The 15,163-nt window shown below is 44.8% G+C and carries 12 protein-coding genes; 8 read left to right on the forward strand and 4 right to left on the reverse strand.

Annotated features, from left to right (window positions below; translation table 11 throughout):
• The first annotated feature begins 201 nt into the window (after positions 1-201).
• A complete protein-coding gene (locus QZX97_RS11460; protein ID WP_295654796.1) occupies positions 202-1,125 on the forward strand; it encodes a GLPGLI family protein in 924 nt (307 codons plus the stop codon).
• Positions 1,122-3,791, forward strand: coding sequence for a carboxypeptidase-like regulatory domain-containing protein (locus QZX97_RS11465; protein WP_295654798.1), 2,670 nt, complete (start codon positions 1,122-1,124; stop codon positions 3,789-3,791). Before QZX97_RS11460 ends, QZX97_RS11465 begins: the two co-directional genes overlap by 4 nt.
• 445 nt (positions 3,792-4,236) lie before the next feature.
• Here QZX97_RS11465 and QZX97_RS11470 read toward each other — a convergent pair whose 3' ends face one another.
• The 3 genes from QZX97_RS11470 to QZX97_RS11480 all read right to left on the reverse strand — a co-directional run bounded on the left by QZX97_RS11470 (position 4,237) and on the right by QZX97_RS11480 (position 6,805).
• A complete protein-coding gene (locus QZX97_RS11470) occupies positions 4,237-4,884 on the reverse strand; it encodes a response regulator transcription factor (protein ID WP_295654799.1) in 648 nt (215 codons plus the stop codon).
• Between the two features lie 4 nt (positions 4,885-4,888).
• Positions 4,889-5,677: an ATP-binding protein gene (locus tag QZX97_RS11475; protein WP_295654801.1), complete on the reverse strand. Its 789-nt coding sequence runs from the start codon at positions 5,675-5,677 to the stop codon at positions 4,889-4,891.
• Between the two features lie 639 nt (positions 5,678-6,316).
• Complete coding sequence (locus QZX97_RS11480; RefSeq protein ID WP_295654803.1) at positions 6,317-6,805, reverse strand: hypothetical protein; 489 nt, start codon at positions 6,803-6,805, stop codon at positions 6,317-6,319.
• Between the two features lie 211 nt (positions 6,806-7,016).
• On the opposite strand from QZX97_RS11480, the gene QZX97_RS11485 reads away from it, so the two are divergent.
• From QZX97_RS11485 to QZX97_RS11510, 6 genes are all read left to right on the forward strand, one after another.
• Positions 7,017-7,484 (forward strand): hypothetical protein, encoded by a 468-nt coding sequence (locus QZX97_RS11485; RefSeq protein WP_295654804.1) that lies wholly within the window; start codon positions 7,017-7,019, stop codon positions 7,482-7,484.
• Between the two features lie 66 nt (positions 7,485-7,550).
• A complete protein-coding gene (locus QZX97_RS11490; RefSeq protein WP_295654807.1) occupies positions 7,551-7,832 on the forward strand; it encodes a hypothetical protein in 282 nt (93 codons plus the stop codon).
• 5 nt (positions 7,833-7,837) lie between these two features.
• The gene (locus QZX97_RS11495) at positions 7,838-8,989 is read left to right on the forward strand and encodes a hypothetical protein (RefSeq protein ID WP_295654808.1); all 1,152 of its coding nucleotides are present in this window, start codon (positions 7,838-7,840) and stop codon (positions 8,987-8,989) included.
• 130 nt (positions 8,990-9,119) lie between these two features.
• Positions 9,120-10,802 carry an energy-dependent translational throttle protein EttA gene (ettA, locus tag QZX97_RS11500; protein WP_295654809.1) on the forward strand — a complete coding sequence of 561 codons (1,683 nt, stop codon included), beginning with the start codon at positions 9,120-9,122 and terminating at the stop codon, positions 10,800-10,802.
• Between the two features lie 125 nt (positions 10,803-10,927).
• Entirely contained in the window at positions 10,928-11,479 is a 552-nt protein-coding gene (locus QZX97_RS11505; RefSeq protein WP_295654811.1) for a sigma-70 family RNA polymerase sigma factor, read from the forward strand.
• A gap of 10 nt (positions 11,480-11,489) precedes the next feature.
• Positions 11,490-11,834, forward strand: coding sequence for a hypothetical protein (locus QZX97_RS11510; RefSeq protein WP_295654813.1), 345 nt, complete (start codon positions 11,490-11,492; stop codon positions 11,832-11,834).
• A 123-nt stretch (positions 11,835-11,957) separates the two neighbouring features.
• Here QZX97_RS11510 and QZX97_RS11515 read toward each other — a convergent pair whose 3' ends face one another.
• Positions 11,958-15,134, reverse strand: a complete 3,177-nt coding sequence (locus tag QZX97_RS11515) for an ATP-dependent DNA helicase (RefSeq protein WP_295654814.1) — start codon at positions 15,132-15,134, stop codon at positions 11,958-11,960.
• Positions 15,135-15,163: the final 29 nt, after the last annotated feature.

Consider the following 15,163-nt stretch of genomic DNA (forward strand, 5'->3'; position numbering starts at 1 on the left):
CACACCATCTTTCTGCCATGATCTATGAACCATGAACTATCAACCTCTTCCAACTGTTAAACTTTGTTAAAATTCTGTTAAAACCAAACACATTATGTTAAAGTTAAACTATAAATTTAGTTTTAATGTAACACTTCGCCTATATTTACATCACAACGTTAAACTAAACTATTGTACTCATTATCAATAACCCATCACAACATGAAAAAACAATTACTCACTTTATTTAGCTGCATGCTGGTCGCCCAAGCCGTTAGCGCCCAAAAACCCGACTCCGCCCAGGCCATGGTGCATTACAAATTTACCTGGCTGCGCGATACCACCCAACGCGACAAACCCTATACCGAAAACATGGTGTTGTTCGTCGGCCAAAATGCCAGTGTTTATAAAAGTTACGACAAAAAACTTCAGGCCGACTTGATGAAGAAACAAATACAAGAGCAAATGGCATCGGGCGCGCATAACTTTAATGTGAGCTCACGTGGCGAAAGCACATCCAGCGAGTATTTCCAATTCCCTAACGAGAACAAACTGATCCGGAAAGAATCGCTCATGACAGCCTATCTCATCGAAGAACCCTTCCCCATCATCAAGTGGAAAATCAAAGCCGATACCTCAACCATAGGTAACCTGCATTGCCAAAAAGCCATGGCACATTTTAAAGGGCGCGACTATACCGCCTGGTTTTGCTCAGAACTCCCCTACCGCGCCGGGCCATGGAAATTGAGCGGTCTGCCTGGCTTGATTGTAGAAGCATACGATACCAAAAAAGAAGTGGTATTTAAATTCGACGGTATCGACCCTGTGATAAAAACGAACAAAGTTGCTTCAGCCGCCACAGCCGCCCCACAACCTGGCATGCGCATGATCGCGATAGGCGGCGATGACCCCAATGCCGACCCAAACCTGATAGCCCTGCCCGATAACGGCGTTAAAACTACAGAAAAGGAGTTCGACAACCTGAAAGAAGCTATGCGCAAAGACCCGAATGCCTTTATACAATCGGCAATGGGGGGCTCAGGTATGGCCATGAAGCCAAACCCGAACATGAAGACGGATATCAGAATATCAAGCGGTCCAAAAACCGTCATCAATAACCCTATCGAACTCCCCGAAAAGAAATGAGTGCGCATATCAGGTTTTTTGTATGCCTGCTGCTAACGGTAGTATCGGCAGGCGGTTTCGCGCAAACTATTAAAGGTACAGTTACCGATAGTTTAGGTAAACCGGTGTCGTTTGCCAACGTCAGTTTAAAAGGCGCCGGCAATGTAATTCTGTCGTTTACCACCACCAACACCAAGGGCGCCTACTCATTAGACGTACCTGATGATGCCCCGAAAACCAATCTATCCATCGAGGTCAGTTTTGTAGGGTACAAAAAACAAAGCAAAGCCTTAGCTGATATTTCGGCACCTGTAAACTTCAAACTATCGGCCACTAGCAAACAACTCGATGCCGTAACCATCAAAAACAGTCGCCCGCACCTCAAGGTGAGCGGCGATACCACGAGCTATAAAGTGTCCGATTTTAGCAGCCCGCAAGACCGTGTTATCGGCGACGTGATCAAAAAACTGCCGGGTATCGATGTCGCTTCCGATGGTAAGATCAGTTATAACGGCAAGGCCATATCCAACGTTTACCTTGGCGGCGATAACCTGCTCGACGATAAATACAACATCGCCACCAACAGCATACCCAGCGGCTCGGTCGACCAGGTGCAGGTTTTAGAAAATAACCAACCCATCAAAGCCTTAAAAGATAAAGTGGTAAGCGACGACGTAGCCCTTAACCTCACTTTCAAACCCGAAGCCAAAATACACCTGGTTGGCCAGGAAACCGTTGGCGCGGGCCTGCCCGGCAAATACGAAGAAGACCTGAACGCCATGATGTTTAAGGACAAGTACAAGGCCATCAACTACCTGAAAGGCAATAATACAGGGTATGATCTGCAAAATGACATCATATCGCATAATTATTCCGATTACCTTACACGCCTGGATAATGATAAACCAGCAACCGTATTATCCCTCGGCACCGCCGGCGACCCTGACCTGCCCCGCAGCCGTTACCTGTTCGACCAGTCGGGCATCATTAACCTCAACAACCTGTACAACATTAAAAAGGATGTACAGGTAAAGGCTAACTTTTACTACCTGCACGATACCCAAAGTCAGGATTATACCAAAAGCAGCGAGATATTTTCGCCATTGGGCAACGTAAGCTACACCGAAACGCAACAAAACCGCCGTCATCCCGATATTTTACACGGGCAATTTACGCTCAACATCAACCGCGATAAATATTATCTCAACAATGTTTTTTTGGTGGACTATGCTCACAATACCAATAACTCCGACCTCATCACCAACGGCACCTATGCAGGCCAGGTTTTAAAGGACGACCCGCTCGATTTTTCGAACGAGTTCCACCTCATCAACACCACCAAAAGCAATAAAATATTCGAGTACTACTCCTATATCGACCGCATTAGCGAACCCGAAAACCTGACCATTACGCCCGGCCTTAGCCCTTCGGAATTTAACCACAACGCGCCCTACTCGGCCTTGGTGCAAACCACCAATATACCCACCTGGTTTACCAACAACTATTTTTCGTACAAAATACCAACAGACTATGTAACCGAAAGTTATAAAGTTGGTGCCAGTTTGCAATCGCAACAATTACAATCAATGCTGAGCGTGGTACAGCCGAATAATACGATGAACCCCGTGTCCGACAGTACCATCAACAACCTCAACTGGACCAAAACCAAGCTATACACCGAAGCCGCTTATGATGTACCGGGCAAAAAATTAAAGCTCAACATCACCCTGCCACTGGTTTTGCAACAGCTCAACTATTCCGAAAATGCTTTTGCTTTGGATAAATCGCTTACGCGAGTATACTTTAACCCGCACTTTAACCTGAAGTACAATACCGGTATCGAAAACTATGTAACCGCCGCCTATAACCTCAACAATACCATTGGCAGCATTACCGATATTTACCATGGCGATATTTTGACCAACTACCGCAGCCTGTACGCCAACAGTGCCGACCTTACCGAGCGCCAAACCCAATCGGCCAACATTGGTTTCAACTACCGCAAGGCCATCACCTTGTTCTTTTTTGGGATAAACGGCGGCTATACACACTCGGTAGCCAACAACATCACTTCTGTACAAATTGATAGCGCCCTAACCAAACGCATTGTATTGCCTTTCGAAAACGCCTTTAATGCTTGGCAGGCAAGCAGCAGCATCAGCAAATATAATTTTGCATTGCGCACTACCCTAAGCGCGGGCATCAGCTGGCAGGCAAGCCACTCCACGCAATTCCTCAACCAACAGTTCTTGGATTATAACACCATAACTACGACCTACAGCGCGGGCATCGAATCGAAAATAAGCGACAAGCTGAACCTGAGCTATAAGGCCTATTTTACCCAAACCACCAGCCAATTGCAAGGCTCAACAACCGAATCAAAAATTCAGCAATTGCAGCAAACCGGCGGAATTAACTATATGCCCATCAGCAACCTCAACTTCAGGCTCTCGGGCGATAACTATTATACCCATCAGGACGGCTCGCCTAACCTCAACTATACCTTCGCGGATTTTGCCGCCAAATACAAGTTCAACAAGATCAAAACCGACATCGAACTGAGCGCCGTAAACCTTGCCGATACCAAAACCTACAGCGCCCTGTACCTATCGGCCAATACCTTTACCGCCAACACCTACACCATACCCGGCAGGTACTATTTGCTGAAGGTTTACTTCAATATTTAGCCCGGGTAGATTTGACAACTTTTAAAATTTGTCAAATCTTTACTGGCACATGGGTATTTATGGGTATCCTAAAAAAATATTTCACACCTCTCTTATGGGTACAATTTTGCCATTTTCGCAATTAAATACCCATATTTCGCCAATCACATGGGTATTTATGGGTGTTTTGAAGCAAAAAACGAGGTCGTCATTGCCATTTTGATAATCCCGCACCCATAACCCACTCGCCGGGTTTATGGGTATAACTTCAAAAAACTTTTCAGTACGCTTTGCGCTTAGCTCGATGCGCTCCGCTATAAATATGGGTATCTGAATTTTATGTTTTATATCACCATTCACGCCAATGCGCTTCCCTGCAATATACGAAATTTTGACGGGATACGACGAATGAAAACCGGGATGTATTATAGCTATCTCGTCTTGACTCTGGCTTCTTGATTCTCCCCTACGGGGCAAACTTAAATATCTCCTTCTGTATCGCGTAAAGCACCAGGCCCGTGCGCGATTTGATATTCAACTTCTCAAACAACGATTCCCGGTAATTGTCCACCGTGCGTGGGCTCACAAACATTTGTTCGGCAATTTCCTTATAGGTCAGTTCCGAACAGCAAAGCTTGATAAACTCCACTTCATTTTTTGTCAGTCCGGGTACACCCTCATCGTCCGTTATCGAGCGCAGCATTTTGCCCGAAACCAGGTCGTTGATGTAAACCCCTTTGGTGTGGATGGTTTTAATAGCCTCCAGCAAGTCTCTCGGGCGCGATTCCTTTAGCACATAGCCGCTGGCACCGCATTTTATCATCTGTATCACCGCTTTGTCGTCCTCAAACATGCTCAGTGCCAAAACCTTTGTTTTTGGATAATTCGCCTTTATCCACTTGGTGCTTTCGTAACCGTCCATTACCGGCATGTTGATGTCCATTAATATCACATCCGGCAAAGCATGTTTGGTCAGTGCCTGTTGCAATTGCACGCCGTTTTCGGCCTCAAAAACAATGTTCAGTTCGGCAAACTCGCCCATCAGCGCCGCAACGCCATTCCTAAACAGGGTGTGGTCGTCAACAATGGCAATATTGATTTTCTCTGTTTCCATGTTGTTACGGATAGGGGATAAAAATAAGGATAACCGTGCCTTCGCCGGGTTTCGAGGTGATGCCCACTTCACCGCCAACAATGGCCGCCCGTTTGTTGATGTTCAGCAGACCCATCCCCTTCTTGTCTGCCGACAGTTCCTCCGGGTCAAAACCAACGCCGTTATCTTCAATGTGCAACAAAATAGCTTTCTCCAGATAGTCTAATTTGATGTTGATACGGGTGGCCCGGGCGTGTTTGATGATGTTGTTCAACACCTCCTGCACCATACGGAACAAGATCAAATCCTTGTTGGGGTTATTGGCGGCCGGCATTTCGCTCTCCTGCACATAACTGATCTCGTACTGGCCCGACCGCTCCAACCAACTCACCTGGTGCTGTATTGCTTCCGACAGCCCCAAAACAATCAACTGATCCCCCTGCAGCAACTTGCCCAGCAACCGCATCTCCTTGATCGACCGCATCGTCAAATCGATAGCCGCCTCTATCTTCTGCTGGCTTTTCAACCGGTTCTCAATCTCTATCGAGTTCAGCGTCAGCGAAGTCAGGCTCAGCAACTGTCCGATATTATCATGCAGATCGGCACCAATGGTTTGCATGGTTTGCTCTTGTACTTCAAGCTGGGTTTGGAGGATGGTTTTTTCGTAAGTGGCTTTTAATACTTCTTTTTCTTTGAGAAGGCCCTTTTTACTTGTAGAGTAATACGCAGCAAACAAAATTAGGATTACAGCCAGCGTAATCAAAATAATTATGACCGAGACGATTATCGCGATTTCCTGATCGACCTGTGACATAGAAAAAAAGCATAACTATAACCCGTATACAATACATCACTGAGCCCGGGCAATAGATTCTTATAAATGTAGCTGCCCCCTATCTTTAGGTTATGATCGACTATAATTTTTTGAAGCCCCAGCACCATTAGTGTCCCGATACCGAATATTAGCGTCGCTGAACAAATCCAATAATATGGATGATGGTAAATCATCGAAGTATAGTCATCGTCTTTAAATAAATCCATCAAAACAACCAACGATAGCAAAATAAATATCAGCTCAGTTAAGATTAATGAATAGGTATCAAAAGAAGCCTCACCTTGCAAAAAGAAAAAGTTTGCAAGTAGGAAAATACTGATAATAGCACCTACCCCATAGTAAACCATCTTTGTCCTGTTACTAAATCGAAGCATTCGTTCAAATGCATAATATATTATTGGATATGAGACTACGATATAGCAATTATATATCAAATAATTTTTTTTCCACCCAAAATAATGCAGGTTCGAACCTATAAATTCTGTTATACAAACCACAAAAAGCAATGGTATAAATGCACTAAGCTTAAACTTCTTTAGCCCCTTGTTAAACAAAATTGCTAACAAGAGACTAAAGAGTTCAAAAAACAAATATTGTGGCCAAATTAAGCGCATACCTTTATGGTTCTATACCGGCAAAGTTAAACGGGTCAACAGGGGCATCTGCGGTGGTATTGGCTAACGTAGTTGTCGCGCTATACTTCGCTTGTACCGAGAGAGTGCGAATACCTGTGCCAGCATCGTATTCTTCGTGATAAGGATACAAAAAGACTGTTACCCGACCTACTTTTTCCTGCGGCAAAGCGATTATTGGATCGTCCGCCATAGCTTGAGTATAAATGCCTAGGCAAACTTTGATGGTGGTTATATTTGAATTATCTTTTATTCCACTAGCCCAGGTAATTAAGCTGTCAGAGCCAAAATCCGCACTAGCAGTATAAGCTGCCTTCATTGCAGCAAGTTGACCTGTACTAGGGCTTTCATACATGTTTGCATAAGCTGTAAGACAATCGTTGGCGAATTTGGTGGGTACCGGCTTATCATCGGGCCGAGTTTGAACCAAATTAAATAATTGTGCGAAAGACAAGAGTTGTTCTGTAGTTGTCATAAAGTTTAGGGGTTTAAGGGTGAAAATAATAAATTAATTTATGTTTTTTTATTATTTCCAAATTTCCGCACTTAACACTCATAATTCCAGCGTATTTACACCCATTTAATACCGTAAAAACACCCTATTAAAAAGGGTTATGTTACGGTAATCGGTCTGTCATTTCATATTGAGATTTGAGTTATTAATTAACCCCCTAAACTCAAAAACCATGAAAAAGTTATTTATTACAATAACGCTATTGAGCCCTGTAGGATGTTTCGCCGAAACATCGGGCGCAGAAAACGTTATCGCCTTCGCGCCAATCGTATTCTACATACTCATTATGGCTTTAACCGTCATTAAATTGAGAAAAGACGGCACCAAGCTATCTGACCTGTTCGCAGAAAAAGAAACTTCTGTTGCCTCCACTACACCAACACCTCAACAAGAACCCGTACCAACGCCACCTGCCAATACAACGCCCGGCCAAAGCGTAAGCAGGTTTATCGCGTTTGTAACAGGGTTGGTAGCCCTCGCAATCGGCGTTTCGCTATGCACATTTTACATGTATTGCTACTTTGTTAACCCCAACAAAACTGTCGACCTGTCGAACTTGACCAACGTCATCTGGGGCTTGGGCATCGGTGTTATCCCTTATGGCTTCAACAAAACATCTTCCGCACTAAAGAGCAATTAATAAAATTTAAATAAAACCGGGAAAGCTGAAAACGGAATTAGAGTAGGCACAAAAAAACTTAATACCATGAGCACAATAACAATTACAGGGAACTTTAACAACTCAAACAACAACACACTTTCATTGGATGTTTTTCAATTTGGCACGAACGGTTACAACTTTCATAAGAGATATCAAAGTTCATTTACAGAAGTGTTTGATGATCTACTTCCCGACAATACCTATTATATAGAAATCACAGGATCAACAACTGGAACATTCGATATAAAAATTGACGGAGACATTCAAAACAGTATATCGAAAAGCTATTCAAGCTTTTTCATGGCAGATTTCACAATAAAATCCTAATAATCATGAAAAAGATATTTTTATTGTCTGCGCTGCTCATGTGTATCATTCATGAAGTGCGTGCACAAAACAGTCAAAAACAAATTGATTCACTGGAAGTTGAAAATAAAGCTATGGAAATTAGAAAGGTAAATAGCGTCAAAACAGGGCTCGCAAACGATTTACTAACTAACTTTTATCAACTGACCATAAAAGATGTTTTTGGGAATAAAAAACAATTATCTTATTCGTCAACAATTTTTGGGTTGCTTAAATTAAACGCTCAAGATACATCAAAATATACGAATGATGCTGACTATTTAAAATATCGCTGGGCCCGGAATATACAGTTAAGTGTTTCTGGGAAATTAGATAGTAATAATAATGTAGCGAGTTTTGGGGGAGGAATTAAATTTTACTTATTAAACAAAAGGGATATAACAAAAAGAGACAATGTATTTCAGCAGCATATGAGGGGTTTTGTTGACCAAATATCGAGAGATTTTCAAGATGCTATAGGAAAAATCAGCAAATCAGGTATTTCACAGAAAAAGTTCGATGTGATTATGGCGTCTAAAGAAAAGTATAATTTAACATTAAGAATTATGGATTTAGATTCTCAGTTAATCGATACGCTTAAAAGCATACATAGTAAAATAGTATTTGGTAATGGATTAGCTGATTCCGCCAAAAATTATTTTAATCAACAAATTAAAGTAATAAAAAATAGGCCCCTTTGGAGTCTGGCTGGTACTTACTTACACTCTATACAAAACACAATTGACACAGCTACGATACAAAGCGACTTTTTAGTTGGTTTGCGTAGTAAAACAAATAACTTTTGGGAGTTTAACGCGTCAACCTATTTTCAAAGTTATAGAAGTAAACTGCCGCAAACATCACCTTCTCAAAAATTCCATTTCGAAACAGGATTTAATAGAATCCTTCATGAAAATACCGAAGAGGAATCAGATATGGAATTGAAGTTTTTTGGCAGTTATGATAAGAGTTTTAATACAACAACAATACCAACCGCTGTAAAAGCTAATTTAACATATCGCTATCTTGTTTCACGACTCGGAGGTTTTTGGATACCTGTTACACTAAGTTACGATCCAGATAAGGGGAAGTTGTTTGGCTTTATCGACTTAACATTCAATATCGATCCAAAAAATTAATAAGCAAGCAAATCCCTCTTCCCAAAAGCCATCTGCCCCTCACAGATGGCTTTTTCATTTCCCCCTCAACTCAAACATTTTTTCACCATCCCCCTTTAAGCGGTCGTGAGCCTTTTCCTATATTTGCCCCATGGCAGACGAAAAGATCATCTTCTCAATGGCGGGGGTAAACAAAATTTATCCCCCTCAAAAACAGGTTTTAAAAAATATATACCTCAGCTTTTTTTACGGCGCCAAAATCGGCGTTATCGGTTTAAACGGTTCGGGCAAATCGTCGGTGTTAAAGATCATCGCCGGGTTGGATAAGAGTTACCAGGGCGAGGTTGTTTTTTCGCCGGGATATACCGTGGGTTACCTGGCCCAGGAGCCTGAGTTGGACCCTAACAAAACCGTGCGCGAAGTGGTGGAAGAAGGCGTGTCGGAAATTACCGCCATCCTGAAGGAATACGAACAAGTGAACGAAAAATTCGGCCTGCCCGAAATATACGAGGATGCCGACGCCATGGACAAACTGATGGCACGCCAGGGCGAACTGCAGGACCAGATTGATGCCGTTAACGCCTGGGAACTGGATACCAAATTGGAGCGTGCCATGGATGCCCTGCGCTGCCCCGAGCCTGATACCAAAATTTCGGTATTATCCGGTGGTGAACGCCGCCGTGTGGCCCTTTGCCGTTTGTTGTTAAAAGAACCCGATGTGTTGCTGCTCGATGAGCCGACCAACCACTTAGATGCCGAGTCTATCGACTGGCTGGAGCAACACTTAAAACAATATAAAGGTACCGTTATCGCAGTAACGCACGACAGGTACTTCCTCGATAATGTGGCCGGCTGGATACTCGAACTCGACCGCGGAGAAGGCATCCCATGGAAAGGCAATTACTCCTCATGGCTCGACCAAAAGGCCAAACGTTTAGCCCAGGAAGAAAAAACCGAGAGCAAACGACAAAAAACCCTGGAGCGCGAGCTGGAATGGGTGCGCATGGCGCCAAAGGCCCGTCAGGCCAAAGGCAAGGCACGTTTATCAAACTATGAAAAACTGGCGGCCGAGGATGGCAAGGAGCGCGAAGACAAATTGGAACTCTTCATCCCGCCGGGCCCGCGTTTGGGCAATATCGTTATCGAGGCTACCAACGTGAGCAAAGCCTATGGCGATAAGGTATTGTTCGATAATTTGAGCTTTTCATTACCGCCGGCAGGTATTGTAGGCATTATAGGCCCCAATGGCGCGGGTAAAACCACGCTGTTCCGCTTGATAACCGGGCAGGATAAACCAGACGCAGGTACTTTCCGCGTAGGCGAAACCGTGGCCTTAGGTTACGTCGATCAGATGCACGATGACCTGGACCCCAATAAATCCGTTTGGGAAAATATTACCGATGGCAACGAAACTGTGATGTTGGGTAACCGTCCTTTAAACTCAAGGGCTTATGTTTCCAAGTTCAATTTTAACGGCGCCGATCAGCAGAAAAAGATCAACGTACTCTCCGGCGGCGAGCGCAACCGTGTTCACTTAGCTATCACCCTCAAAAAAGGCTCGAACGTATTGCTGCTTGATGAGCCCACCAACGATATCGACGTAAACACCCTGCGCGCATTGGAAGAAGCATTAGTAAACTTCGCCGGCTGCGCGGTAGTCATCAGCCACGACCGCTGGTTTTTGGATAGGATATGTACGCACATCCTCGCTTTTGAAGGCGATTCGCAGGTATACTTCTTTGAGGGCAATTACTCCGATTACGAAGAGAACCGTAAAAAACGCCTCGGCGATATCGCGCCTAAGCGTATCAGGTATAAAAAGCTGGCGGGGTAAAACAACGCTGCAACCGAAAAAAATAGCGATGGGTTTGAAACCCATCGCTATTTTTTATTGCCTTTTAAAGTAATTTTAATCCATATCCGTCATCTTAATAAAAACAAGCAATTACGGATAATTTAATGGCCGACCAACCCAAACACAGCATCGTTAAAACTATAACCGACTATGGAAAAGGTCTGTTCAGCTTTATCCGTGGGCGGGTAGGTACCGAAGAGGATGCCGAAGATATTTTGCAGGATGTTTGGTACCAGCTCAGCAATGTGATTGATGTGGACAAAATAGAGCACATGAGCGGTTGGCTGTTCCGGGTAGCGAAGAATAAGATCATCGATAAATACCGCAAAAAAACTCCCGATTCCATCGACGACCTGGAATACGAGGACGAAGAAGGCGCATTCAACTTCAACGATATTTTATTGGCCGATGATGATGACCCCGAAAGCATTTACCTGAAAGAACTGTTTTGGCAGGAACTGTTTATCGCATTGGATGAACTGCCTGAAGCCCAGCGCAAGGTATTTGTTTGGAACGAACTGGAAGACAAAACCCTGCAGCAAATAGCCGATGAAACAGGCGAAAACCTCAAAACCACTATATCTCGCAAGGGCTACGCGGTAAAATACCTGCGCATGCGGCTCGAAACTTTTTACAATGATTTTTTAAACTCTTAATATTGAAGCTATGTTTAACCGAAATCAACCAGGCAAGCGAAGGATAAGGATATCCTTTCCTGTAGGATTTGCCATCCTGTTTTTTGTGGTGAGCGCGGTAGTGATGCTGTTGTGGAATGCCCTATTGCCGGCGATATTGCATGTTAGCACCGTCTCTTATTGGCAAGCGGCAGGTTTATTGATATTGTGTCGCATCCTATTCGGCGGCGTGCCTTTTGGCCGTCGTGGCCGCGGCCGCTTTGGCGGAGGAGGTATGCCACAACATATCCGCGAAAAACTGATGAACATGAGCGATGGCGAACGCGCCAAATTTAAAGAAGAATGGAAACAGCGTTGCCATGAAAGGCGGCCTTGAGTTACGCCCTGCCGAAAGACAGTTACTTGAAAAAACGTCGGGATTTATTTATGGTTTGTGCAAAATGCCATTGGCCGGATACCTATTAGGCTAAATGGATTAGTTTTAAAAAAACAGAAGGTATTATCCACGCCCATCTTCAACATCATCTTCGCCAGTGAGCGAAAGCAGGTTGGCAGGTTCCTGCTCAAAATTACTCCGTACAAAATGGCACCACTCGCATTCCTTTTTGCCGCAGCCTATGTTAAACTCATGGTTTAGTATCTTGTGGTAAACGTTTACTATTTGCCCGGTTACCGTTTCAATATCCTGCGGATTGATGACCACTTTTTCTTTGATGTATTCTCCTTCGCTCACCGGCTCTACAAACTCAAATTCGGTGCTAATCACCTCCCAATCCGAAGTGCGGTCGTGGTCAATCAGTATCTTATAAAACACCGCCTGGCGCCAATAATCGCCGCCGTTCGGGTCGGCGTCGTTGGGGCGGTTAAATTTGTCTTTGGCATTGCGGTAACGGCCGGTTTTATAGTCGACAACATTTACCTGCTTGCCTGTAAACTCTATCTTGTCCAGCTTGCCGTTTATGGGTACGCCTTGTACCTCCACATTACGGATGCTGCGCTCGGTAATAGTTATCTTGTTCCAACGCGGGGTGTTCAATTCGTAGTAAGGGGGCAGTATCTTTTCGCCAAAATCAACCCGCAGTTTAAAATCCTCTTTGGTAAAGGCGTCGCGGTTGCGGTACATGTACCAGCGGAAATGCCCCATAAATTCATCGGTAGGCGCAAAGTCGCCGTTATTGTCCTTTAATTCTTGGAACACCCTGTTCAGGGCGTAATGCACCGCGTTGCCAAAGGCCATGGCCGGACTTTTGCCCTGCGGTACTTTAATGAGGTTCTGGAAATAAAACTTCAACGGACAATCCAAATAATTGCTCAGGTGCGTTACCGAAAGGGTGTAATTTTGCAAGAGCTGATTGATATAGTTTTTGTCTATCAACTCTACTTTGGGTTTTTCGGCCTCGTTAAATTGGGTGAGGTAAAATTCCATCATCGCATCTTCGCCCACTTTGGGGTATTGAACAGCATAGTCGGTATCGGCCAAAATTTCGCCTACAAATTGGGATGCTTCCTGTTCTTTGCCACTTTTTTCCTTACGGGGATAGGATATGAACAGGCTTTGCTTGGCCCGGGTTAAGGCCACATAAAACAAACGCCGCGATTCCTCTTTTTGCGCGAGGTCATCGGCAGAGGCCTGTGTCAGGGTATCAGGATAACTAAAGCCGGTGTTGCGGCCTTTGCTGTCCCATATTTTTTTGGTGCAGCCGATGAGGAAAACGTACTCAAACTCCAAACCTTTGGAACCATGCGCCGTCATAAAGTTCACGCCGTTCTCGGCGAATATCACCTGGTTGAGTTCCAGCGCGATATTGTTGCGCTTCATCAAATCGATGGTGGCGATAAATTCACCCGGTGTAATCTCGGGGTTTTTGCGACTCTCGTCCTTTAAAAAATTGAAGATACTGGTGAGCACCTGCATATACCAGCCCTTGTCGGGCTGCAGCATGATGTATTTGAGGATGCCCATTTTGGCCACCATCTTCTGGAAAAACTGCTGTAGGGTCATGCTCAGGGCATCGGTCAATAAAAAGTCAATGTCGCCCACTAAAAACTTCATTTTGTTGGTCGGTTCGCCGGTATTGAAAAGGTCGGTCTTGGGCGTTTTCATTTCGCCGATATACCTGCGCAGCGATGTTTTGGCTTGGTTGCCGCTGTAATTATCGCGCGATACCTGTATGCTGGCCTTGGCTATTTCGATGGGCGCTATCCCGAAAAAATCATAATGCAACAGTTCGAACAGCAACTCGTCGCCGCTGTATGGCGAATCGAGTTCCATGGCCATGTAACGAAGTATATTAATGACTTTTTCACCGAAAGGCAGTTCCAACACATTAATTTTTCGCTTAGTGCTTACCGCGATTTTCTTTTGGTCCAAAAAATGCACCAAATCTTCCACCTGACTATGGTTGCGGTATATCACCGCGATTTCGCCGGGCTCGGTGCCATCGGCTATCAGTTTTTCTATCTGCAGGGCAACGTCCACCATTTCCTGGTCGGGATTGTCGTATTCGCGGATGAGCGGTTCAACTTCCAGATCGAAGAACCTTGGGTGAGCCGCCTGCAAGTTTTTATCCAGCGCAAGCTGTTTGGTCAGACGCTCGCGGTTATTGTCGATAAGGGCTTTGGATATGTTGAGGATATGCTGGTTGGAGCGGTAATTATGTTTGAGCACCACGGTGTACAGGGTGTTCACATAGTCATTGGCAAAATCCAAAATGTTCTTCATGTTGGCACCCTGAAACTTGAAAATGGACTGGTCGTCATCACCCACCACAAAAACGTTGGGCGTTTCCCAGTAGTTAAGGATAAAGCGCAGTAGTTCGTTTTGCGAGCCGCTCGTATCCTGAAACTCATCCACCAAAATGTACTGGTAACGCTCCTGGTATTTGCGCAATATCTCTTCATCCTCACGGAAAGCCCGCAGCACCCATAAAATCATGTCGTCATAATCGTACCGTCCTGCGGCTTTCATTTTGGCGGTGTATTGCTCGTACAGACCCACGGCAGCCAACAGTTGCTGCATTTTGTCGGCAACGGCGTCAATGTCTTTTTGTTTGGGGTCGCCAATGGCGATGCCCGCCTTTGCGTTGGCGCGTTTGTACATAAACTCCTCGCGCAGCGGGATGTCGGCCAGGTATTCATCCACCGCATTTTTTATCATCGGGGCATCCCAGCTTTCGCGTTTCATGGTCGAGAACAGGTTTTTCAGTCGCGAAACATCATAATACACATCGCCGGTAAAGCGTTTTAGCAGGTGGGTATTGGGCAATTCATCCACCAACTCACGGAACAGCAATGCCGAATCCAAATCGGACAGAGGCTCCAAATTGATCTTGCCAAAATACTCCAGGTTCTCCTGTATCACCTCGTTGCAAAACGCGTGGAAGGTATAAATATTCACCCTGTAGGCATCGGGGCCTATAAAATCGAACAAACGTTTGCGCATGGCCACAGCGCCGGCATCGGTATAGGTAAGGCATAAAATTTCGTGCGGCAAGGCATCGGTCTCGGTGAGTATCTTGCCTATGCGCGCGGCCAGTATCTGCGTTTTACCCGTACCCGGCCCTGCCACCACCAGCACCGGCCCATCCATTTTATTTACCGCCGCCAGCTGCTGCGGGTTCAATGTGGCTAAAGCTTCCTGGAATTTTGCGTTGTACTTATGGTAGGTGGGTTGCATAGGGTAAAGTTATGAAATGTGGGTGGGAG

The organism is uncultured Mucilaginibacter sp. (assembly GCF_903893715.1).
In the GTDB taxonomy this organism is placed as follows: Bacteria; Bacteroidota; Bacteroidia; order Sphingobacteriales; family Sphingobacteriaceae; genus Mucilaginibacter.

Bases quoted from the DNA above. Each gene is read 5' to 3' on its own strand.
- ettA (WP_295654809.1), top strand. From the start codon at position 9,120: ATGGCAGACGAAAAGATCATCTTCTCAATGGCGGGGGTAAACAAAATT.
- QZX97_RS11485 (WP_295654804.1), top strand. From the start codon at position 7,017: ATGAAAAAGTTATTTATTACAATAACGCTATTGAGCCCTGTAGGATGT.
- QZX97_RS11460 (WP_295654796.1), top strand. From the start codon at position 202: ATGAAAAAACAATTACTCACTTTATTTAGCTGCATGCTGGTCGCCCAA.
- QZX97_RS11505 (WP_295654811.1), top strand. From the start codon at position 10,928: ATGGCCGACCAACCCAAACACAGCATCGTTAAAACTATAACCGACTAT.
- QZX97_RS11475 (WP_295654801.1), bottom strand. From the start codon at position 5,677: ATGTCACAGGTCGATCAGGAAATCGCGATAATCGTCTCGGTCATAATT.
- QZX97_RS11495 (WP_295654808.1), top strand. From the start codon at position 7,838: ATGAAAAAGATATTTTTATTGTCTGCGCTGCTCATGTGTATCATTCAT.
- QZX97_RS11465 (WP_295654798.1), top strand. From the start codon at position 1,122: ATGAGTGCGCATATCAGGTTTTTTGTATGCCTGCTGCTAACGGTAGTA.
- QZX97_RS11470 (WP_295654799.1), bottom strand. From the start codon at position 4,884: ATGGAAACAGAGAAAATCAATATTGCCATTGTTGACGACCACACCCTG.
- QZX97_RS11480 (WP_295654803.1), bottom strand. From the start codon at position 6,805: ATGACAACTACAGAACAACTCTTGTCTTTCGCACAATTATTTAATTTG.
- QZX97_RS11510 (WP_295654813.1), top strand. From the start codon at position 11,490: ATGTTTAACCGAAATCAACCAGGCAAGCGAAGGATAAGGATATCCTTT.
- QZX97_RS11515 (WP_295654814.1), bottom strand. From the start codon at position 15,134: ATGCAACCCACCTACCATAAGTACAACGCAAAATTCCAGGAAGCTTTA.
- QZX97_RS11490 (WP_295654807.1), top strand. From the start codon at position 7,551: ATGAGCACAATAACAATTACAGGGAACTTTAACAACTCAAACAACAAC.